Below are 19,279 nucleotides of genomic sequence, written 5' to 3' on the forward strand. Positions count from 1 at the left end.
AAGAAGCAGCTGCTAAAGCTTTAGACGATTACAATACTGCATTACAAATGACTGAGTAGTATCTTTAAAACCATAATGACTTAAATTGAAATCCTAGTAGTTAAGCTACTAGGATTTTTTTGTATAAGATAAAAATAGAGGAGTTAATGAACAATTAGTGGAGGAAGAATCAGTTAGATAGTAGGTCATAGTTAGTTTATTTTAGATAGAAAGAGAATGATTTTTAAAAGTTGGAAAGGGGGAATTAGGAGATATCTTATTTTAAGTAAGTGATTTGTTCTTTATTTAAGGTATGAAGATTAAATTCCGATTGTGATCTTAAGGTGCCATGAATTTAGGTGATAAACCTAGAAGGTAGTTTAAGCTATATATGACATTTTAAAAATAGCTACGGGTAAGATTTGAATTTTGACATAGAGGTTATCTATGCTTCTTTTAACGCCCTAAATGGACAGGAAAAAACCCTTAATTGAATAGATAGAATGACGCAATTTTTAATATACGTTAGTAGATCGCCTGAAATCAGTCTGGAAGAGTTTAAATAGGTATCATTCCCTCAGTATGGTTATTATAAAAGATAAACAACTTTAATAGGTGAATATAGTTGATAGAATATGGATTAGCGATTAAAATTTTTTGTTTTAATTGTTCTTTTAGTCATTAATAAGGTAACAGAAAAGAGGTTAAATGTCTTTTGGGGGCATGATAAAAGATGTTCTCTCTTCACTAAAATCACATACTAAAAGGGAGATAAATTAAAGTGATTGTTAAGTATGTAATAAATATGGTATACCGTCATTTTTTTAAAAATTTTTATTAATTTTCATCCAACAATTTTTCTTTTTCTTTTATTGAAATAAAAGAAAAAAAGACACATTATGCGAAAATACGAGATATTTAGATATGGAAAAATGATGGTTTCAATAGTAATCAGGTATAATTTTCAAAAAAAATATTATGTAATTGGTTACACGGTTTCATTTAGTAAAATAAAACGTTATCATATAGCTATAGCACCGAGGGGGAAGCAAATTACGTTCATTTACTTCCCAATAGTTTATTTGTCTTTTAAAGTTGATTGTAAATAAATTATTGGGAGTAAGTGAAGAGGGGTAAGGCTAATACCGCGGGTGTAAAGCAAATATCATCGTAGGCAGGTGGAGAGAATGAAAAAGCCAAAATTGGCAGCATTATTATCAGTTTTTGTATGGGGGGCAGGCCAAGCATACAATAAACAATGGTTAAAAGCAGTTTTATTCTTTGTTTTCCAAGCATTTTTAGTTGGAGCAGAATTGCTAACAGGAAATTATTTTACTGGAGCCTTTTCATTCCGTGAAAGTACAGGTTTCTTCGGAAAAGGACTTTGGGGTTTAATTACATTAGGTACACAAACTTCAATGTTAACTGAGAGCGGGTTAACGCCCGGGGATCACTCAGTTATGTTATTAATTCAAGGTATTATTGCAGCAATCATCTTAGTTGTATTTACAGTGATTTATGTTGTAAATATTCGAGATGCATACAAATCAGCAGAATTAATTAATGAGACAGGCGAAGTAATGTCGAGTAAAGAATGGTTAATTCAAACATGGGAACATGCATTTGAATATATTGTAATCGTTCCTTCAACATTAATGTTATTAATGTTCTCATTCATGCCAATCATCTTTGCATTCTTAGTAGCATTTACAAACTACAATAGTGCGCATTTACCACCAACTAAACTAGTTGACTGGGTTGGATTAGCAAACTTTAAATTCTTATTTACAATTGGCGAAACCGCTTCTTCTACTGCTGACGGTGGGAATATTTGGTTCTACACTTTCTGGAATGTATTCTTATGGACAATTATTTTCGCAGTGATTTCGACTGCAGCACCATTCTTCTTAGGATTATTCCAAGCGGTAATTTTAAATAATAAACGCGTTGTAGGTAAAAAAATCTGGCGTAGTATTTTAATTTTACCATGGGCAGTACCAGCCTTAATTTCGCAGTTAAACTTCCAACAATTATTTAATGGACAATTTGGTCCTATCAATAAATATTTAATGCAAGCAGGAATCATAGATTCTCCAATTTATTGGTTAACAGATTCTTCAAATCCTTGGATTCCACGTTTAACAATTTTAGGTATTGGATTATGGTTAGGATTCCCATACTTCATGGCTTTAATGTCAGGTATTATGACGTCAATTTCAAAAGAAATTTATGAAGCAGCTGAGGTAGATGGAGCGAATGAACGTCAGCAGTTCTGGAAAATTACATTACCTTTAGTACTTGCTTCGACAGCTCCTTTATTAGTTATGTCATTTGCGGGTAACTTTAATAACTTCGGATTAATTTACTTCTTAACTCAAGGGGGACCTGTTAATCCAAACTTTATCTACGCAGGACATACAGATATCTTAATTTCATGGATTTATAAATTAACGCTCGATTATCGTATGTATAACATGGCATCAGTAATGTCGATTATTATTTTCTTAATCATCGGTACTTTCTCTGCATGGAACTTCACGAGAACGGCTGCGTTTAAGGAGGACTAGGAAATGGCGTCTAAAGCATCTTCAAAAATAAATACAATGAGTAAAATTAAAGAGATTTCTTATACAATCTTAATTTATTTAGAATTAATTTTCATGTGTATTATAGTTTTATTCCCGATCGTTTGGATTGTTGGTTCATCATTTAACCAAGGTTCATCTCTTGCAACTGCAACACCATTCCCTGAAAATCCAACGATTGAACATTATTTCCGATTATTTAAGGAAACTAACTTTGCACAATGGTATTTAAATACATTAAAAATTGCTGTTATTAACATGATTTTATCTGTTGCTTTATCAACTAGTATGGGATATATCTTTGCACGTTTCCGTTTCAAAGGTAAAAAACCAGCGTTAATTTCAGTATTAGTACTTCAAATGTTCCCTTCATTCATGGGGATGACAGCTCTTTACATTTTATTCTTAACTTTCAACATGTTAGATAACCACTGGGCATTAATCTTATGTTATGCTGCTGGACAAATTCCAATGAATACATGGTTAATCAAAGGGTATTTAGGTTCAATTCCAAAAGAGTTAGATGAGTCGGCAATGATTGACGGTGCAACGAAAGCTCAAATCTTCTTCAAGATTATTTTCCCTCTTGCACAACCTATCATTTCATTCGTTGCTGTCACTCAGTTCATGGCACCTTGGATGGACTTCATCTTCCCTCGTATGATCATTTCAACAAACTCTAAGTTAACGTTAGCAGTTGGTTTATATGATATGATTAACGGACAAAATCAAAATAACTTTACGATGTTCGCGGCAGGATGTGTACTTGTTGCCGTTCCAATTACAATTCTTTATGTGTCAATGCAACGATTCCTTATCGAAGGTATTACAGCAGGGGCAAACAAAGGATAAAAATTTTAAGAGATACCTTCGGGTATCTCTTTTTGTTTAGGAACTAAAGTTTTAGCTTATAATACGATAGATTTAATTAAGTTTTTCATAGCAAAAAAATTAGTTTAATATCGTTTGATTTTTTTTGACTTTATAGGTAAAGTAGAGGAGATAGATAGTAGGTGATTTAATGAAAGATAAGTTGATTGAATATAGTAAGTCAATTGGAATTGATGTGATTGGATTTTGTAGTGTCGATCCTTTTTTAGAGTTGGCTGATGAAATTAGAAGGCGTGATGAGCTTGGTTGGTCGTCTGGTCTAACTAAGGGGAGTATCCTAGAACGGACAAATCCTTTGTTATCAATGGAAAACGCTAAAACGTTTATTTCAATTGGTGTCAGTTATCCGAGAAATACTCAGTTTCCGGTGCAAGATAAAGAGGATCCTTATGTGCAGTTTTCGCGTTCGTCATGGGGTGTTGATTATCATGTCATTGTTGGGGAAAAGCTTCAGTTGCTTGAAGAGTGGCTGAAGAAAGAAATTCCTGGCATTGAGGTGATTGTGAGTGTTGATACGGGGGTTTTTAATGATCGAGCAGTTGCCTTACGTTCTGGAATTGGGTTTAGTGGGAAGAACAGTTCGATTATCAATGAGACGTTTGGGAGTTATCTTTATTTAGGAGAGTTATTAGTAAGTTATGAGTTTCCAAGTGATAATCCGATTGAGCGTCAGTGTGGAACGTGTGATCGCTGTGTAAGAGCCTGCCCGACGAAGGCGATTCAACCTGATGGAAGCTTGAATGAAAAGAGATGTTTATCTTATGTGACGCAGTCTAAGGAGTTCTTAGATCCAGAGTTGTATAAGAAGATTAGTAAAAATATTTATGGTTGTGATATTTGTCAAGAGGCTTGTCCGTATAATCGTGAAGTGGATTTTCATTTGCATGAGAAGATGGAGCCAACAGGTGTAGAGTTTCCAAAGATTGATGAAATTTTGAAGATGAGTAATAAAGAGTTTAAACAGAAGTATGGTCATTTAGCAGGCTCTTGGAGAGGTGTCTCGGTTTTGAAACGTAATGCGATGTTTAATGCTAGTTTTTATAAGTATAAAGAGGCTCTGCCAGAGATAGCAAAATTACGAGATGGACAAGCACCAGACTGGTTGAGAGAAGCGGCTATTGTAGCTTACGAAGAGTTAGAGAAGAAGTAAGGTTCCTTTCTAAATTTGGTTGTGATAAAATAAAATAGAGGTGAGGCAAATGGCAATTCATTTAGTACAATTTAATCCAGAGATTCCACAAAATACGGGTAATATTATGCGTACTTGTGCAGCGACGGATATTAAGTTACATTTAATTAAACCAATGGGATTCACACTTGATGAAAAAAGTATTAAACGTGCAGGTGCAAATTATGTAAATGAAGTGGATTATGTCGTTTACGAGAACTGGGACGAATTTGTTGAAAAAAATAAAGGTGGAAAGTTCTGTTTCTGTACGCGTTATGGTCAAAAGAATCATACGGAGATGGATTTTTCAAATCCTGAAGAAGATTATTACATTGTATTAGGAGCAGAGAGTTGCGGTATTCCGAAGGAGATTTTGCGTCCTTATTTTGAAAACTGTTTCCGTATTCCAATGACAAATAAAGTTCGTTCGTTAAATGTTTCAAATGTAGCGGCTATTTTAGCTTATGAGGCTTTACGTCAACAAAGTTTCTTAGATTTATGGACAGTTGAACCATTTAAAGGAGCAGACTGGGTTTTACGTGATGAAGAATAGAAAAAAGTGACGATTGTCACTTTTTTTATTTATGCAACTTTGAGTTGCGAGGTTTTCAAGGTTGAGATGGTAGCTTAGTGTAGGGAAATCTAGTATGGTTGTAAGTGAAAGAAAGGAGGGTTTGAGATGATGTTAGGTGAAAAAATTGTACAACTCCGTAAAGAGGAAAGGTTATCACAAGAGCAGTTGGCAATGAAACTCAATGTTTCAAGACAGGCAATTTCTAAATGGGAGCTAGGAGATGCCATTCCAGATACAGAGCATGTAGTTAGGTTGGCAGAGGTTTTTAATGTTTCAATTGATTCCTTATTACGTGGTGATTTAAAATGTCAGCCGACTAATCAAGAAAAGTGTTTGCCTGTATTAATTGGTATGATGGTAATCGGTTTAGTTGTTTCTTTTATGATGTGGGGGACTTTTAAAAGTTTTATGTTAGTGACAATAGGGTGGGTTATTCAAATTGTGACGATTATATTATTTATAGTGATTCATGAAAAACCGACTTATAAGGAGATATATTGGATAAAAGTTTCAAGTGTTTGGCTTATCCCCCCTTTTATTGTGAAGTATTTAGTGGATCAGTTGATGATATTTTATCCTAAAGCTAGACCAGCGATTTTTGATTTGATAGTAGTAAGTATGGTGTACCTTATGATTAGTGTAGGAGTAACAATTATTTTGAAGAAAAAAAGCACTGATTAGTCAGTGCTTTTGGAATATTTCCTCGGAAATTAGAAGTTTGGTAAGTTTGATAGGTTGTTATCTTTATCACCATCGACAACCCCGCGGATATAGGTACCACCACCTTTACCTTTGAAGGTTTGAGCGTTTTCGATGAGTCCTTTTTCACAAAGTTCTTTGGCTGTTTCGTAATCGTATTCTTTTCCTGTGTTTGATTTGAAAGCTACAAGGTCGCCATCGTTGTTACGACGGACAGCGACAAATTTTTCTTTTGTCATAGATATGACCTCCTTTTTTGTAGTTTCCCTATATTTGATAAAAAAATCGCATTTAGTAAAAATTATGATATAATAAAATAGCGATTTCATGATGTGAAATAATAGTTTAGATGAAGTAGGTGAGGGATAGAATGATTCAAATTCAGAATGAAAAATTATTAGTGGAAATTAGTACTCTTGGAGCCGAAGTAAAGCGAGTTTATCATTTAGGGCATGAGATTGATTATTTATGGGATTCAAATCCGTCGTTTTGGGCAAAATCATCGCCGATTTTATTTCCAATTGTGGGTAGACTAGCAAAGAATCAGTATTTATATGATGGAAAGTCGTATTCATTATCACAACACGGATTTGCCCGTGATTTAGAGTTTGAATTAGTAGAACAAGGATCTGATACTGTTTGGTTTGAACTAAAGGCAAATGATGTGACACGTGAGATGTATCCATTCGATTTTGTTTTACGTATTGGATATGTATTAGAGGATGAGACGTTAGCTGTAAAATGGCAGGTGTTGAATCATAACGAGGAAGTGATGCCATTTTCAATTGGAGCCCATCCTGCTTTTAGTACAAAGTTGGCGTCTGATGATGAATACAGTGATTATTATCTTCATTTTGAGACAAATGAAGGAATTTCGACGTATTTATTTGACAATGAAACTGGCCGTGTGTATGAAGAGAAGGAACAAATTATTGATAAATTAAAGTTATTACCGTTAAGTAAAGAGTTATTTGAAGAGTATCCGACGTTAATTATTGAAAATGAAGCGGCTATCACGCTTGGATGTTATAATCATGAACGTGAAGTGGTTGTACGTTTTGATGGATTCCCGTATGTTGGAATTTGGTCGCCAATTAATGCTTTAGGTGAGATTGCAGATTTTGTTTGTATCGAGCCTTGGTATGGAGTGGCGGATACGGTTGGTGAGCCACAAGAACTGATGAGTAAGAAGGGAATTCAAGTCATTGAACCTCATTCGATGTTTGAGGTGAGTTATTCGATGACTTTTAAGTAAGAAGTTTGTCGGTATTTTTAAAATAGTCTATATTATTTTTTGGTTATTATTATGATATAATAACTATCAGTTAAATTATGAATATGGAGGGTGAGCTATGTCTTTCGAAACAGAATTCAATAACTGGATGGGACAAGAAAATTTAGAGTCTTATTTAAAAGAACAATTAGAAAACATGACAGAAGTAGAAAAAGAGGATGCTTTTTATCGTAACTTAGAGTTCGGTACAGGGGGAATGCGTGGGGTTGTTGGACCTGGTACAAACCGTATGAATATTTATACAATTCGTAAAGCAAATGAAGGATTTGCAAAGTATTTATTAGGTTTAGGTGAAGATGCTAAGGAACGTGGAGTGGTGATTGCTTATGATTGCCGTCATTTCTCACCAGAATTTGCAATGGAGTCAGCTAAAGTGATGGCTTCTCATGGAATCAAAGCGTATGTGTTTGAATCATTACGTCCAACTCCTGAGTTATCATTTGCTGTTCGTTATTTAAATGCGGTAGGAGGAATTGTGGTAACAGCTTCTCATAATCCGCCTGAGTATAATGGATACAAAATTTATGATGAAACAGGTTGTCAATTAGTTCCTGCTGAAGCAGATCAAGTGATTGCATTAGTGGATGCGATTGAGAATGTGTTTGAGATTGAAGTAAAATCTGAAGAAGAATTAAAAGCGGCTGGATTAATTGAAATCATTGGTTCTGAAATTGATGATGTGTATACAGAGCGTGTTAAAGCATTAGAAATTAATCCAGATTGTAATAAAAAAGATTTAAAAATCGTGTTTACACCATTACATGGAACAGCGAATATTCCAGTGCGTCGTGTGTTAACTGAGTGTGGATATGACCAATTACATGTTGTAGAAGAACAATGTGTTCCAGATCCAAACTTCTCAACTGTAAAATCTCCAAACCCAGAGGAAGCATCTGCGTTTGAAATGGCGATTACTTTAGGGAATGAGATTGATGCAGATATTTTAATTGCAACGGACCCAGATGCAGACCGCGTAGGTTTAGCTGTTAAAAATCCTGAAGGGGAATATGTGTTATTAACAGGTAACCAAACAGGTGCTATTTTAATTCATTATATTTTATCTCAAAAGAAAGCTCATGGAACGTTACCAGCTAAAGGTAAAGTATTCAATACGATTGTAACATCTGATATGGGAGCGGCTATTGCACGTTCTTATGGATTTGAAGTGGTTTCAACGTTAACAGGATTCAAATTTATCGGTGAGCAAGCTCGTATGCTTGAAGATACTGATTATGAATATGTATTCGGGTATGAAGAGTCTTATGGTTATTTAATTGGAGATTTCGTACGCGATAAAGACTCTGTACAATCTGTTTTAATGTGTGCTGAGGCAGCAGCTTATTATAAACAAAATGGAAAAACATTATATGATGTTTTAATGGAGTTATATGAAACTTACGGATGCTACCGCGAAGCGTTAGTCAATATTACGTTAAAAGGTAAAGAAGGAGCAGATAAAATTCAATCGATTTTAGCTGAATTCCGTGAATTCACACCTTTAACAGTTGCAGGTAAAGATGTTGTGGCGGTAGAAGATTACAAAGAATCTATTCATACAGATTTAAAAAATGATACAACAACTGCAATTGACTTACCAAAATCAAATGTCTTAAAATATACATTAGAAGATGGTTCTTGGTTTGTTTTACGTCCATCTGGAACTGAGCCAAAAGCTAAAGTTTATATCGGTGTTGTTGCTGATGTATTAGAAAAAGCAGATGAGCAAGTAGCAAAAATTAAAGAAGATGTATTATCTCGCGTTAATGAAATTATCGCTTAATTAACTTAATCTATACACACACTTGGGTTCTTCGTGAATTTTATCACGGAGAACTCTTTTTTTATTTTCAATTATGTGGTAGTATTGATTTGTGAAAAAAATAACATATAAGGGGATGAAGATATGAAAGGACGAGTATCAATTGCAACTTATCAAACAAATAATCATGTTGCCAAGGCTTTAGTGAAGCCAACACAAGGAAAAGTGTTTTGTAAAGGGGAACGTTTAGTTGTAAGAAAACATGGGTTTAAAAATGAGGGATTAAATTTTGCTGGATTCAAAAATCGCAAGTATAATGAAACAGTAGAATTTGGATACGGACGTCGAGTTTGTAGTTAAGGGATAAGGGATTAAAACTTTCGAGTTTTAATCTTTTTTTTATTAATCTAAGACATTTTTGTTTTCAATATTGAGTCATAGAGCATTTTGATAATGAGCTTGCCATAGGTAGTTCTAGACCAATTAAAAGCTGTTTAAGCGTGAAAAAATAGATATATATAATAGAAAGTATATTTAGTAATTAATTTTTTTAAGGTTATAGATCTAGGATATGTTCTATATTTTGTGGCTTTCTAAAGTGAAATGTTGTAGAAGAATAAGAGCATTGGAATATAATAAAGGGATCAAGGAAAAAGTCGTGGCGTGGGAGGGGGATCTAATGAATATTTCGGTAAATCATCGTGCGATTAGAGATTTCAATGAGTTAGCTGAGTTAGTCACAGATGAGGTTGCCAATTTTTGTGTTCAATGGAAAAAAGGATTAGATGAATTATTAGATGAAAATGTGCGGTTGTTAATATATATGAGACGATACGGCTATGAAGTGAAGTATCACTTTGAGAATGGTCGATTAAATTGGTTATTTCAGTTAGAATTGTATTATCCAAATCAAAGTCCGCAATTTGAACGAAAAATTACATATATTAAAATTCATAAGTTTGCTACTTTACCTATGTATCAAGGGAATGGATCTAAAGTATTTGAGCATTTATTAAATTGTACTCAAGCATTTGGTGGGCTAAGTATGATTCGATTACGTTCTGTTCGAACTGCGGTGAGTTTTTGGAAGAAACAAGGATTTCAAGAGTTAGAGAAAACAGAAGAGTTAGCACTTAATCAAGACTGTGAAAAAATACCTCAGATGCTAAAAAATTATAAGTTTGTTTATGTTATCAAACCTTGTAATTGTAATTCATGTCAATCTTATCATTAAAAGCAAAGCACTATGCTTTGCTTTTTGTTTTATCTTCGTATTCGCTTTTATAAACTAAGTTTAGGGGTGATACGATGGAGAGGTTGAATTATTTATTGAGCTTTTAAAGCAAGAATCAGATGTGATTTATGATTTAGTATGGGATGAAACCGAGTATGGTTATTTTATAGAGGTGATGGGAAATAATGAAGGCTATTTATGGACGATGCAGTTACGAGTTTATTTTGATCAGGATCATGAATATTTATCTTATTTAATGATTCAGTTTTTTCAAGTTTCAATGCCTCATCATGGTCATGGAGTTGATTTGTTTAATAGATTGTTACGTTGTAGTGAGGCTTTTAAACATTTAGTGATGATTAGACTTACAGCAGGAGATGAGGTAGGTAAAAAATTTTGGATTGAAAAGAATAACTTTCGACTTAAGGGCGATGTCTATGATAAGATTACGGGTGATAGCAAGTGGTTCGACATTGATTGCCTTAAAAAGCCTGCGCAGCTAAATCTTTATCAATATATTTATGATGTAAGGCGTTGTAGATGTGAGTCGTGCCAATCTTATTATAAAGAAAGTTAAGGAGAACCTAGCTTTTTTATTTACCTTTACGACAATTTATGTATTATGTTGACCTTAATTTTATTGTATACTTGTAGGTATGATTATAAAGAGGTGAAAGAAATGGCGGTAAATGTTAAGAGTTGTTATTTATATTTGTTAGATAATGTTCATCAGATGTTCATGCCAACAGAGCGTCCGATTGATGATACAGTGGATGGGGCATACCACTTTTTAGAGAAAAATATTGAGAAGTGTATGAAAAATGCTGGGGGACGTCCTGCTGTGTTTAAGGAAGACAGTGAAGCGCGTCAGCTATTTTTAGATTATCGCAATCGTGCAATTGAGTTTTCAGAATTTGCAGAGAAAATTGCAGCGAAGCGATTTGATATTAAAGATCGTTACGAGATTTTTACATCAACTGATTTATTTTTATGCGAAGTAACCATTTCAGATCAAGACTATGTCGTAGGGCTTGAGCTAACGTGTAAAGAGGGGATGGTTCACCACGTTAATCAAAGTGAAACCGGAATTCAAAACAACCTAATTGTCCATCAAGCAATTATTCCAGCAGCTAGTTTAAGTAGCGCAAACTTCTTTGCGATTAGTTTAGATAAACTAACACTGACAATTTTAGAAAATATGACAGTAACAGTTGATGACGATACATTCCTTTATGCGGATAAAATCTTAGGATGTAAAACTGAAATCTCCGTAAAAGAAGCTGTAAAAAAAGCACGTATTGTGGCAGATGAAGTCATCAAAAATCATGATTTAGATAAATTAGAAGTCGTACCGGCCTTAGAACGTGTCATCAAAGAAACCATTAACGAAGGAAAAGACCTTGACCTAAAAGAAGTCGCAGAAGAAGTCTTCTACCAAGTTCCAGAAGCAAAACTAACATACGTGACACAAATCGAAGAAGATCACGGAATCAAAAAACCAGTACAAAACACAAACTGGGTCAAAATGCCACTGAAGAAAACACAAAAAATCAAAACAGACACAGGAATCGAAATCACCATCCCACTCGACTACTACAACAACAAAGACTACATCGAAGTCATCAACATGCCAGATGGAAGATTATCAATACAAATCAAAAACGTCGGGAACATCGAGAATAAGTAGGGACCCGCGCTACGTAGTGAGTGAATGTAATGAGCGAACTCGTAGCTATCTTCCGCTGGTGGGCGGGGGGAGTCCTCACGCTAAGTAGCTCAATTGTAAATTGAGCTCTTAGCATTCGTCCACTAGTGAGGGGTTCCCTGTCCTAGTGAGCTTAACAGAATAGCTGATTAATGAAAAAAATATATATTTAAGTTCACTAGGTTTTCTCCACTGATAGGGTTATACCTTATTGTAGACTGGTGTTAATTTAAATGAAACCGTAAATTCATATTAAATGACTGACCTAGACTTGAAAATTACGAACTCGTAGATACTCATTATTGGTGGATGAAATATAAATTAAGTATTTGCGATATGACATTTAATAGAGTTTCATAGTATGAGACAAGAGAGAAATATTTCTCTCTTTTTAATTGGGAGGAAGTATGAAAAAAGAAGATAAATGGAATGGTATTTGTATTTCTGGAGCCTTTATTTTTATATTAGGTTTCTTGTATTTAAATCCAGATTACTTAGGAAACAGAGTAGTCAATGGGATGATTTCAACTCTATCTGGCATTATTGGTATTGTTGGTCTCACTGTTGAATTGAGTAAGTTAATGAAGAAGATAGATGGATTAATAGATTTAGGGAGTGGGTGTTTTTTTATAGTGATATGGTAGGTAATTTATGATAACTGGAATTATGCATTTTTAAATTTTTTGATTCTATTTTTCTTATTCTTTGGAGTTTATGGGATTTTAAATGGAGTAGCAAAAATAATTGAAAGCATTCGAAGTAGTTCTGCTACTTTTAGCTTCAAATCAATCGGAATTATGACTGCTAATTTAGCTGTTTTTTTATTAACTGTTTTACAGATTGTACAAATTGTGTTACCTCCTAGTTAAGAATGCATAATTCATTCTAGTAGATGAGTGTAGCTTTAACTTATGATACAATTATGTTGAACTATACTGATTGAATTTGAAGTTGGAAATGGCACCCAAAGCGCTACTTTAAAGTAGTAACTAGAGATGTAGGATACGCCGCCCTACCAAGTTTAATCAATGGAAAAGGGAAGAGAAATCTTCTCTTTTTTCTTTGTCCAAAGATCGATATAATGAGGATATTTGTGGATAAAGGAATGCTATGGATGGCTCAAGAAATGATGGATAAATGGATTGAGGAAATTCAGGAAGAGTTAAAGAATATAGATAAAATTAAGTTGGGTGAATGTAGTAAACTAATTCAAGAACTTGTTTCTCATTGTTTGATGAGTAAAAGTGGGATGCTTTTCTTAGAGAGTGATGCTTTTAAAAGTCGTGTAGCAGATGGAACTTTGACTCGACAGATGTGGGAAGAGCTTGAAGATGATTTAGTTAAGTAGGGTGATTTGCTAGATCGTTGTATTGAAGTTTATGGTGATTTTGATTCATTATTGGTAGACGATGATTTAGATTGTGCTATTATTTGTTATCTGGCATTCCCTTATTATTTTAACAATTGATAAAAGGGTCAACTTTTGTTTTGATAATAATCGTGTATATGGTAATATATTAAGATTAGATATTAGGACTTGGAGGTTACTGAAATGGCAAAAAATATTGTGATTAATGAGTTTTCGACTGCTCTGGTTCAGAAAAAGGGAGCAATTTTTATTGGAGCAGGCATTTCGGTTCCTTCTGGTTTTAAGAGTTGGGTTGAATTATTAAGGGAGATGCAGGAAGATATTGATTTAGAGATTGATGATCATTTAGATTTAACAGAAGTTGCTCAATTTATTGTTAATAATAATTTAAATAATAAGGGTCGTATTTTGAATAAGATTGTAGAGTGTTATACGACGACAGATGGGATTTATAGTAATAAGTATCATAAGGTGTTGGCGCAGATGAATGTGACGACGATTTGGACGACGAATTATGATACGCTTTTAGAGGAGTCTTTTCGTCATGTTTCAACTGTGATTCGACGTTGTGATACGGATTTGTTACCGATTGTGGATATCGATCAGAAGGTTGAAATTATTAAGATGCATGGTAGTGTCGATAGCCCATCGCCTGAGAATTTAGTTATTACGAAGGAGGATTATGAGGATTATTTTTACACGCATCCATTAACGACGGAACGTCTTAAAAATGATTTGTTGAATAAGTCGTTTTTATTTATTGGATATAGTTATCGTGATTCGAATATTCGCTCGATTATGACACAGATTCGACAACTTTGTAGTCGTGGGACGCGAACTCATTATATGGTGGTTGAAAAAGAGAAGAATGTGAATTCATATAAGCTTCAAAAGCTCTGGGCAAAGGATTTAGAGCGTTTTGGGATTAAAACGTATATTTATGAGAATGCGGATCAGAGTCATCGTGAGTTGCTTGAGATAATGGAGAGTATTGCTCAGAAGTCAAAGGGGAATACATTGTTTGTAACAGGGAGTCATACGGTAGAAGAAAGTGCGTTCCTCGAGGAACTTGGTGTTGAATTGGCTAGAATTAAGAATTTAACGTTAATTAATGGGCAGTCTAAAGGTGTCGCTAATATTGTGTTAAAAAGTTTTATTGACGAGTGTTTGAATTTAGGTCAATCTGTTCAAAATCGAATTGAGATTTATGCCAATCCTTGTGCTCATAATGAAGATTGGGAAACGAAAGAGGAGTATGGAGCATTGCTTGAAAGTTTTAAGTATCGTTTAGTTAGACAGACGCAGATTATGATTGTGCTTCCAGGTTCTTATGGAACGAAGGCTGAAATTGAGAAGGCAAAGCAGTTAGGAACAATCATTATTCCTATTATTACAGAAGATCGTAATGAGTTGATTGATGAGTTGTTAGAAAATATAAATATTGTTGAGAGACTGAAGATATTCTCTCCATCTCTATACCATAGCCTAAAAAATGAGCAGTTAACGACGGTTGATGAAGTTATTGAATGTGTGAAAAATATTTTAGCAGTTTAAAGGCAATGATATGAGAAGGCATATCAGGTGAAAATTTCGTTAAATGAGTTAGAGGTCTGGCGACGTGTCGTGTTTCCAGCAGATATTACGTTTTATGGGCTACATCGTGTGATTCAATATAGTATGGGATGGTTCGAAAGTCACTTGTATGAATTTGAGGTACAGTCAGAGAAGTTAGTTATTGTCGATAGTAAGGAGCAAGCAGAAGAGCTAGCTTTTTATAATTCACAGCCAGCTTATGATGGACGTGTTAAGGAACCTAAGATATTTAGAACTAGTCGCGGTGTGAAAATGGATTGTTATTTAAATGAGTCATGTTCGATGTGTTTAGATGGAGATGCGGCTTGCCTACCTGAGATTAGTTGTGATGAGTGATTGTAATCATCCAGATTATGAAGAAATCATGGAGTGGTTAGAGGATGCTCAGTATGAAGATTTCAATTTAAAAAATACAAATCATTGGATGAAAGAGTTGAAGTTAAAGCGTGTGAAGAAAAGCTAGTTTATGAGTTAAACTAGCTTTTTTTGAGTGGTATAATTAATCTATTGATTAAGGATAAAGGGGAGTAGACGGATGAGGAGAGGTTTGAAGATAGTTGGATTATTACCATTTGGGGTACATTTAATTTTTTGTATAGGGATAGGATTCTTGGGTTCGCTTATTTGGAGTGTGGCCATTCCTTTGTTAATTACGTTGTTTGTAGCAGGTCATGGTTTATGTAGTCCAAATAAAAAGTGGCATGTAGCGGGATGGAGTTCACTGATTTTACTAACGCTAGTGCTTTGTTATTTAGGGTTTAACAATGATTATTTTTATTTGTCAGAGGTTTATATAGCCGGTTTTTATTTTATTTACTTCTCAGTTGTTTATGGACTGAATATGCTGCAAAGAAAAAGACCGTGAATGGATTTCACGGTCTTTAATTTTTATTTTTTCTAAAGATTAGGTTGTAGCAATTTTGGAGTCTTGTTGATTGTGTATTGTTGGTTGTCATTTTGACGAATTGCCATCCGTCTTTTTTTTGTTTTTCAATGGTATGTTCAATTTCGTGTGTCATGTCTTGGAAGGAGTCCTTTTGTTTTAGAAATGGAACGGTAATCAGTTTGTATTCAATCAATAGTATAGCCCCCTATTTTTTAGAGTCTTTAATATATATGCGATTTGATATTTTTTTAGAACGTTAGCGCTATTTTGCAAAATATTAGTGTAATTTCGACTCATATATTAATTTTAAGTTCGAAAAATGATATAATTTTTGATAACGCTTATAAATGGGGGATACAACGTATGATGACTTTAATTAAAGATGTTAGTTTAGATTCTAGGGTAGAGAGTTTATTAGCATATGCGACGGATTCTAATAAGGTAACATCTGCATATGAAAGATATTTGGCGGATGAATGTTGTCTGCTTTATGGTTATGAAGTTGAGGGTGAGCTTGTTGGGGTTGTCGGAGTCCAGTTAACAGATCCTTATGAGGCTGAGATTTTGCAGATCGCAGTCGATCCGGATCATCGTGGATGTGGAATTGGGAAGCATATGCTTTCCTATTTGGCGAAGTGGCATGAGTTGACGAAGGTAATCGCCAAAACCGATGCACAGGCTGTTGAATTTTATCGCACGCTTGGGTTTACGACACAGAGTTTAGGTGAGATGTATCCAGCTTGTGAACGTTTTTGTTGTGAATTTGATTTTGATAAAAGATAGTGTTTGGAAGCTATCTTTTTTTTATTGGCTTTAATAATTAAGGAGGTCAGTTAATATAATGAATGGATAGCAAAATGTTTGTAACGGGGGAGAGGTTATGGGGAAAGCAAAGATTATTTCGGTGATTAATTATAAGGGCGGCGTTGGTAAGACGGTTAGTGCATTTAATATTGCAGCGGGATTAAATTTTTTGAATCATCATTCAGTCTTATTAATTGATTTAGATCCACAATGTTCGTTGAGCCGCATTTGTTTGCGAGCGTATAGCAATACTACTAGGAAACAAATAGGATTGAGTAAATTAAGTGAAGAGGAGACTATCAATTATGTTTTTAAAACATATTTAAATCAAGATATTTTAGATTTTGAAACAAAAATTGATTTAGAAAAACTCATTAAAAAAGATTTTTATACAGGAGGAAAGTATCGATTAAATCATTTCGACTTTATTCCGTGTTCAATGTTTATGGCAGACTCTAGTTCCTATATTCGTGGACTTGATGATCTTGAAGGGGATATTAAACGAAAGTATAGTCAGGGATTAAATACGACACTTCAACAAGTTACCCTTTTAGCAAAATTTTTAAGAGACTATAAATTAGATGAAAAATATGATTTCATCATTTTTGATTGTCCTCCAGCTAATAATATGATTACACAAAATGCTTTAGTGGTCTCTGATTATTACTTAATTCCTGTCATGATGGATGATATGGGAGTACAAGGTGTTCATCATATTTATAATATTGTTGAAAAGACATTTATTAGAGAGATACTAAATGAATATCAAACCATTATTAAGTCAAGCCCAACGACATCCTATTTAAAATTTTTTAAGCAGGGAACTCCGAAGTTATTAGGTGTATTTGAAACGTTAAAGAAAACAGGAAGTAATACAGAGCAGCCTAGGCTAACACTTAAAAGAGTGATACCCAACATATTTTTATTCGATTCGATTATCTATCATCAGATTGAAATGTCACATTTAATTGATGAAGGGGATTGTTGTTTTATAAAAAGTAAGAGTAAAGTAAAAACTCCATTAAATGAAGCGTATGGAAATTTGGTGTTTGAAATTCTCGAAAGATTACATGTTCCTAAAAAGCCAAATGCGCGAAAGGTAACAGATGTTTTATAGAGGAGATTAGTAATGAAAGATATTATAAAGGCATTAAAAGTTTACCAAGAAATATATAAATTAATGACAGGTCAGCAATGTGAAAAAGTTAGGGTTTTTATCGAGTTCCTCAAACCATATGAGCGAAAAAGTTTTGAGGAATTTCAATTTAATTTATCAAAAGATATTGAGTCTAAAAAAAGTAGGAAGGTTGTTAAAGTTGATGTAGTACAGTTAGGAAAAGATTTTTATGAGATGAAGCAGCTTCACTCTACTAATTCAGAGGTTACAGATTATATTGAATTAGCTGAGAATGTTAAAATAAAGGAAGTTTTAACTAGGAATTTAAGTGAGGCATATGCTGCCATAGAAGGGTGGGATTTGAAGACTATAAATATGAGTCAATTGAACTTTTTAGGCTATGCTCTTTTAAATAGTGAGTTACGAGGAAAGACGAAGAAAGATAGAAAGAAAAATTTACTTCAGTTATTATGGAAAGTCATTGAAAGTGAAAAAATGAATGAAATTTACAAAAATAACCTATTATAAAGTGTAGTAAAAATTCCTTTTAGGAGGATATAGATGAAAGCTTTATGGTTAATTGTTTTTTGTTTGTTGGTCGGGTGTTCACCTGCTAAATCCCATGCTGTGATGGAGTATGATGTGAGTAAGTTACCGAGTGATTTTGGTGGTGATGAGGTTTATTCGATTGGATTGAATAGTCAAGGGATGCCTGTTTTTATTGATCCGGAGAAAGCATTTGAGCAAGCCTTGATTGATTATAAGGATGGCTTTAAGGCAATCCAACGTGAGTTTTATTTGTTACCGGTTAGTCACTTTACGTGGAAAGATTATAAGGCGTATGGATGGCAATTGACTCATGAAGATGATCAGATTGTTGAACAGGGATATGAGATTTCACGATTTTTTGATATTTATGAAAATAGTTTTTGCTCAGACTGATAAGGTTTGAGCTTTTTTTAGTATAATATACGAAAAGGAGGCGATTATCATGAAAGAAAGAATTTTTTTATGAGCGTGGGACCCAAGAGTTAAGAGAGAAAAGTTTGCGTGCTTCCAAATTAGTGCGACAATTAAATCAGTTATCATTTGATGAAATAGATTCTCAAGAGGGATTACTTAAGGAGTTATTTGGAAGTGTTGGAGAAAACCCATGTGTTGAAGATAATTTCCATTGTGATTTAGGTTATAATATTCATGTAGGTAATCATTTTTATGCGGGATTTAACTGTACAATGCTTGATATGGCTGAAATTCGCATTGGAGACAATTGCATGATTGGTCCAAATGTTGGGCTCTATACGGCAGGGCATCGTATTTCTCCCAAAAATCGTAATAAGGACGGTTATGCAATTCCGATTACAATTGGCAGTGATGTTTGGATTGGTGGGAGTTGTGTTATTTTACCGGGAGTTACGATTGGTGATCATTCGATTGTAGCAGCAGGATCAGTTGTAACGAAGGATGTTCCTAAAAATACAATTGTAGCAGGAAATCCGGCTAAGATTTTACGAAATATTGAAGAAGTGTAGAACCTTGTGAAAGGTTCCTTTTTATTTTTTAGTTATGACGAATTGTCAATACAAATGCGACAGTTTCTCATGAAATAGCTCGAATGAAGT

The 19,279-nt window shown here is 34.1% G+C and carries 24 protein-coding genes and 1 pseudogene; 23 read left to right on the forward strand and 2 right to left on the reverse strand.

From position 1 onward, the window contains the following. Positions 1-1,166: 1,166 nt before the first annotated feature. From QWC74_RS09360 to QWC74_RS09380, 5 genes are all read left to right on the forward strand, one after another. Complete coding sequence (locus tag QWC74_RS09360) at positions 1,167-2,546, forward strand: carbohydrate ABC transporter permease (protein ID WP_006783275.1); 1,380 nt, start codon at positions 1,167-1,169, stop codon at positions 2,544-2,546. A 3-nt stretch (positions 2,547-2,549) separates the two neighbouring features. Then, entirely contained in the window at positions 2,550-3,416 is an 867-nt protein-coding gene (locus QWC74_RS09365; protein ID WP_006783274.1) for a sugar ABC transporter permease, read from the forward strand. 169 nt (positions 3,417-3,585) lie between these two features. Further along, a complete protein-coding gene (gene queG, locus QWC74_RS09370; protein ID WP_006783273.1) occupies positions 3,586-4,605 on the forward strand; it encodes a tRNA epoxyqueuosine(34) reductase QueG in 1,020 nt (339 codons plus the stop codon). A gap of 49 nt (positions 4,606-4,654) precedes the next feature. Next, on the forward strand, positions 4,655-5,176 hold the full coding sequence (locus QWC74_RS09375; RefSeq protein WP_006783272.1) for a tRNA (cytidine(34)-2'-O)-methyltransferase: 522 nt from the start codon (positions 4,655-4,657) through the stop codon (positions 5,174-5,176). 126 nt (positions 5,177-5,302) lie between these two features. Beyond that, a complete protein-coding gene (locus tag QWC74_RS09380; protein WP_006783271.1) occupies positions 5,303-5,878 on the forward strand; it encodes a helix-turn-helix domain-containing protein in 576 nt (191 codons plus the stop codon). 29 nt (positions 5,879-5,907) lie between these two features. Here QWC74_RS09380 and QWC74_RS09385 read toward each other — a convergent pair whose 3' ends face one another. Then, positions 5,908-6,135, reverse strand: a complete 228-nt coding sequence (locus QWC74_RS09385; protein WP_006783270.1) for a DUF3892 domain-containing protein — start codon at positions 6,133-6,135, stop codon at positions 5,908-5,910. Between the two features lie 131 nt (positions 6,136-6,266). Here QWC74_RS09385 and QWC74_RS09390 point away from each other — a divergent pair, with 131 nt between their 5' ends. The 12 genes from QWC74_RS09390 (at position 6,267) to QWC74_RS09445 (ending at position 15,715) form a co-directional block, all read left to right on the forward strand. Next, complete coding sequence (locus QWC74_RS09390) at positions 6,267-7,151, forward strand: aldose 1-epimerase family protein (RefSeq protein WP_006783269.1); 885 nt, start codon at positions 6,267-6,269, stop codon at positions 7,149-7,151. 97 nt (positions 7,152-7,248) lie between these two features. Next, positions 7,249-8,970, forward strand: coding sequence for a phospho-sugar mutase (locus tag QWC74_RS09395; RefSeq protein WP_006783268.1), 1,722 nt, complete (start codon positions 7,249-7,251; stop codon positions 8,968-8,970). Positions 8,971-9,093: 123 nt separating this feature from the next. After that, entirely contained in the window at positions 9,094-9,309 is a 216-nt protein-coding gene (locus tag QWC74_RS09400; RefSeq protein WP_006783267.1) for a hypothetical protein, read from the forward strand. A 319-nt stretch (positions 9,310-9,628) separates the two neighbouring features. Further along, the gene (locus tag QWC74_RS09405; RefSeq protein WP_006783266.1) at positions 9,629-10,183 is read left to right on the forward strand and encodes a GNAT family N-acetyltransferase; all 555 of its coding nucleotides are present in this window, start codon (positions 9,629-9,631) and stop codon (positions 10,181-10,183) included. A gap of 121 nt (positions 10,184-10,304) precedes the next feature. Next, on the forward strand, positions 10,305-10,760 hold the full coding sequence (locus QWC74_RS09410) for a hypothetical protein (protein ID WP_040763584.1): 456 nt from the start codon (positions 10,305-10,307) through the stop codon (positions 10,758-10,760). Positions 10,761-10,862: 102 nt separating this feature from the next. Beyond that, a complete protein-coding gene (locus QWC74_RS09415; RefSeq protein WP_006783265.1) occupies positions 10,863-11,870 on the forward strand; it encodes a nucleoid-associated protein in 1,008 nt (335 codons plus the stop codon). A gap of 425 nt (positions 11,871-12,295) precedes the next feature. Beyond that, complete coding sequence (locus tag QWC74_RS09420; protein WP_006783264.1) at positions 12,296-12,532, forward strand: hypothetical protein; 237 nt, start codon at positions 12,296-12,298, stop codon at positions 12,530-12,532. Positions 12,533-12,981: 449 nt separating this feature from the next. Next, complete coding sequence (locus QWC74_RS09425; protein WP_006783262.1) at positions 12,982-13,236, forward strand: hypothetical protein; 255 nt, start codon at positions 12,982-12,984, stop codon at positions 13,234-13,236. A 204-nt stretch (positions 13,237-13,440) separates the two neighbouring features. Next, complete coding sequence (locus QWC74_RS09430; RefSeq protein WP_006783261.1) at positions 13,441-14,811, forward strand: SIR2 family protein; 1,371 nt, start codon at positions 13,441-13,443, stop codon at positions 14,809-14,811. Between the two features lie 27 nt (positions 14,812-14,838). After that, complete coding sequence (locus QWC74_RS09435; RefSeq protein ID WP_006783260.1) at positions 14,839-15,186, forward strand: hypothetical protein; 348 nt, start codon at positions 14,839-14,841, stop codon at positions 15,184-15,186. Continuing rightward, positions 15,179-15,313, forward strand: coding sequence for a hypothetical protein (locus tag QWC74_RS09440; RefSeq protein WP_006783259.1), 135 nt, complete (start codon positions 15,179-15,181; stop codon positions 15,311-15,313). The genes QWC74_RS09435 and QWC74_RS09440 overlap by 8 nt, the downstream gene beginning before the upstream one ends. A gap of 72 nt (positions 15,314-15,385) precedes the next feature. Beyond that, positions 15,386-15,715 (forward strand): hypothetical protein, encoded by a 330-nt coding sequence (locus tag QWC74_RS09445; protein WP_006783258.1) that lies wholly within the window; start codon positions 15,386-15,388, stop codon positions 15,713-15,715. Between the two features lie 16 nt (positions 15,716-15,731). On the opposite strand, the gene QWC74_RS09450 is transcribed toward QWC74_RS09445, so the two are convergent. Continuing rightward, the gene (locus QWC74_RS09450; protein ID WP_009607488.1) at positions 15,732-15,929 is read right to left on the reverse strand and encodes a DUF4177 domain-containing protein; all 198 of its coding nucleotides are present in this window, start codon (positions 15,927-15,929) and stop codon (positions 15,732-15,734) included. A gap of 170 nt (positions 15,930-16,099) precedes the next feature. Here QWC74_RS09450 and QWC74_RS09455 point away from each other — a divergent pair, with 170 nt between their 5' ends. The 6 genes and pseudogenes from QWC74_RS09455 (at position 16,100) to QWC74_RS09480 (ending at position 19,189) form a co-directional block, all read left to right on the forward strand. After that, positions 16,100-16,519, forward strand: coding sequence for a GNAT family N-acetyltransferase (locus QWC74_RS09455; protein ID WP_006783257.1), 420 nt, complete (start codon positions 16,100-16,102; stop codon positions 16,517-16,519). Positions 16,520-16,616: 97 nt separating this feature from the next. Beyond that, entirely contained in the window at positions 16,617-17,657 is a 1,041-nt protein-coding gene (locus tag QWC74_RS09460) for a ParA family protein (RefSeq protein ID WP_006783256.1), read from the forward strand. 12 nt (positions 17,658-17,669) lie between these two features. After that, positions 17,670-18,185 (forward strand): hypothetical protein, encoded by a 516-nt coding sequence (locus QWC74_RS09465; RefSeq protein ID WP_006783255.1) that lies wholly within the window; start codon positions 17,670-17,672, stop codon positions 18,183-18,185. A gap of 33 nt (positions 18,186-18,218) precedes the next feature. Beyond that, the gene (locus QWC74_RS09470; protein WP_006783254.1) at positions 18,219-18,599 is read left to right on the forward strand and encodes a hypothetical protein; all 381 of its coding nucleotides are present in this window, start codon (positions 18,219-18,221) and stop codon (positions 18,597-18,599) included. Positions 18,600-18,688: 89 nt separating this feature from the next. Continuing rightward, positions 18,689-18,952: pseudogene (locus tag QWC74_RS09475) on the forward strand (maltose acetyltransferase domain-containing protein); the annotation flags it as partial. After that, the gene (locus QWC74_RS09480) at positions 18,932-19,189 is read left to right on the forward strand and encodes a DapH/DapD/GlmU-related protein (RefSeq protein ID WP_262942009.1); all 258 of its coding nucleotides are present in this window, start codon (positions 18,932-18,934) and stop codon (positions 19,187-19,189) included. The pseudogene QWC74_RS09475 and the gene QWC74_RS09480, both read left to right, overlap by 21 nt. Positions 19,190-19,279: the final 90 nt, after the last annotated feature.

This window comes from uncultured Turicibacter sp., from assembly GCF_938044715.1.
Taxonomy (GTDB): Bacteria; Bacillota_I; Bacilli_A; order MOL361; family Turicibacteraceae; genus Turicibacter; species Turicibacter sanguinis.

Bases quoted from the DNA above. Each gene is read 5' to 3' on its own strand.
- QWC74_RS09360 (WP_006783275.1), top strand. From the start codon at position 1,167: ATGAAAAAGCCAAAATTGGCAGCATTATTATCAGTTTTTGTATGGGGG.
- QWC74_RS09365 (WP_006783274.1), top strand. From the start codon at position 2,550: ATGGCGTCTAAAGCATCTTCAAAAATAAATACAATGAGTAAAATTAAA.
- queG (WP_006783273.1), top strand. From the start codon at position 3,586: ATGAAAGATAAGTTGATTGAATATAGTAAGTCAATTGGAATTGATGTG.
- QWC74_RS09375 (WP_006783272.1), top strand. From the start codon at position 4,655: ATGGCAATTCATTTAGTACAATTTAATCCAGAGATTCCACAAAATACG.
- QWC74_RS09380 (WP_006783271.1), top strand. From the start codon at position 5,303: ATGATGTTAGGTGAAAAAATTGTACAACTCCGTAAAGAGGAAAGGTTA.
- QWC74_RS09385 (WP_006783270.1), bottom strand. From the start codon at position 6,135: ATGACAAAAGAAAAATTTGTCGCTGTCCGTCGTAACAACGATGGCGAC.
- QWC74_RS09390 (WP_006783269.1), top strand. From the start codon at position 6,267: ATGATTCAAATTCAGAATGAAAAATTATTAGTGGAAATTAGTACTCTT.
- QWC74_RS09395 (WP_006783268.1), top strand. From the start codon at position 7,249: ATGTCTTTCGAAACAGAATTCAATAACTGGATGGGACAAGAAAATTTA.
- QWC74_RS09400 (WP_006783267.1), top strand. From the start codon at position 9,094: ATGAAAGGACGAGTATCAATTGCAACTTATCAAACAAATAATCATGTT.
- QWC74_RS09405 (WP_006783266.1), top strand. From the start codon at position 9,629: ATGAATATTTCGGTAAATCATCGTGCGATTAGAGATTTCAATGAGTTA.
- QWC74_RS09415 (WP_006783265.1), top strand. From the start codon at position 10,863: ATGGCGGTAAATGTTAAGAGTTGTTATTTATATTTGTTAGATAATGTT.
- QWC74_RS09420 (WP_006783264.1), top strand. From the start codon at position 12,296: ATGAAAAAAGAAGATAAATGGAATGGTATTTGTATTTCTGGAGCCTTT.
- QWC74_RS09430 (WP_006783261.1), top strand. From the start codon at position 13,441: ATGGCAAAAAATATTGTGATTAATGAGTTTTCGACTGCTCTGGTTCAG.
- QWC74_RS09440 (WP_006783259.1), top strand. From the start codon at position 15,179: ATGAGTGATTGTAATCATCCAGATTATGAAGAAATCATGGAGTGGTTA.
- QWC74_RS09445 (WP_006783258.1), top strand. From the start codon at position 15,386: ATGAGGAGAGGTTTGAAGATAGTTGGATTATTACCATTTGGGGTACAT.
- QWC74_RS09455 (WP_006783257.1), top strand. From the start codon at position 16,100: ATGATGACTTTAATTAAAGATGTTAGTTTAGATTCTAGGGTAGAGAGT.
- QWC74_RS09460 (WP_006783256.1), top strand. From the start codon at position 16,617: ATGGGGAAAGCAAAGATTATTTCGGTGATTAATTATAAGGGCGGCGTT.
- QWC74_RS09465 (WP_006783255.1), top strand. From the start codon at position 17,670: ATGAAAGATATTATAAAGGCATTAAAAGTTTACCAAGAAATATATAAA.
- QWC74_RS09470 (WP_006783254.1), top strand. From the start codon at position 18,219: ATGAAAGCTTTATGGTTAATTGTTTTTTGTTTGTTGGTCGGGTGTTCA.
- QWC74_RS09480 (WP_262942009.1), top strand. From the start codon at position 18,932: ATGATTGGTCCAAATGTTGGGCTCTATACGGCAGGGCATCGTATTTCT.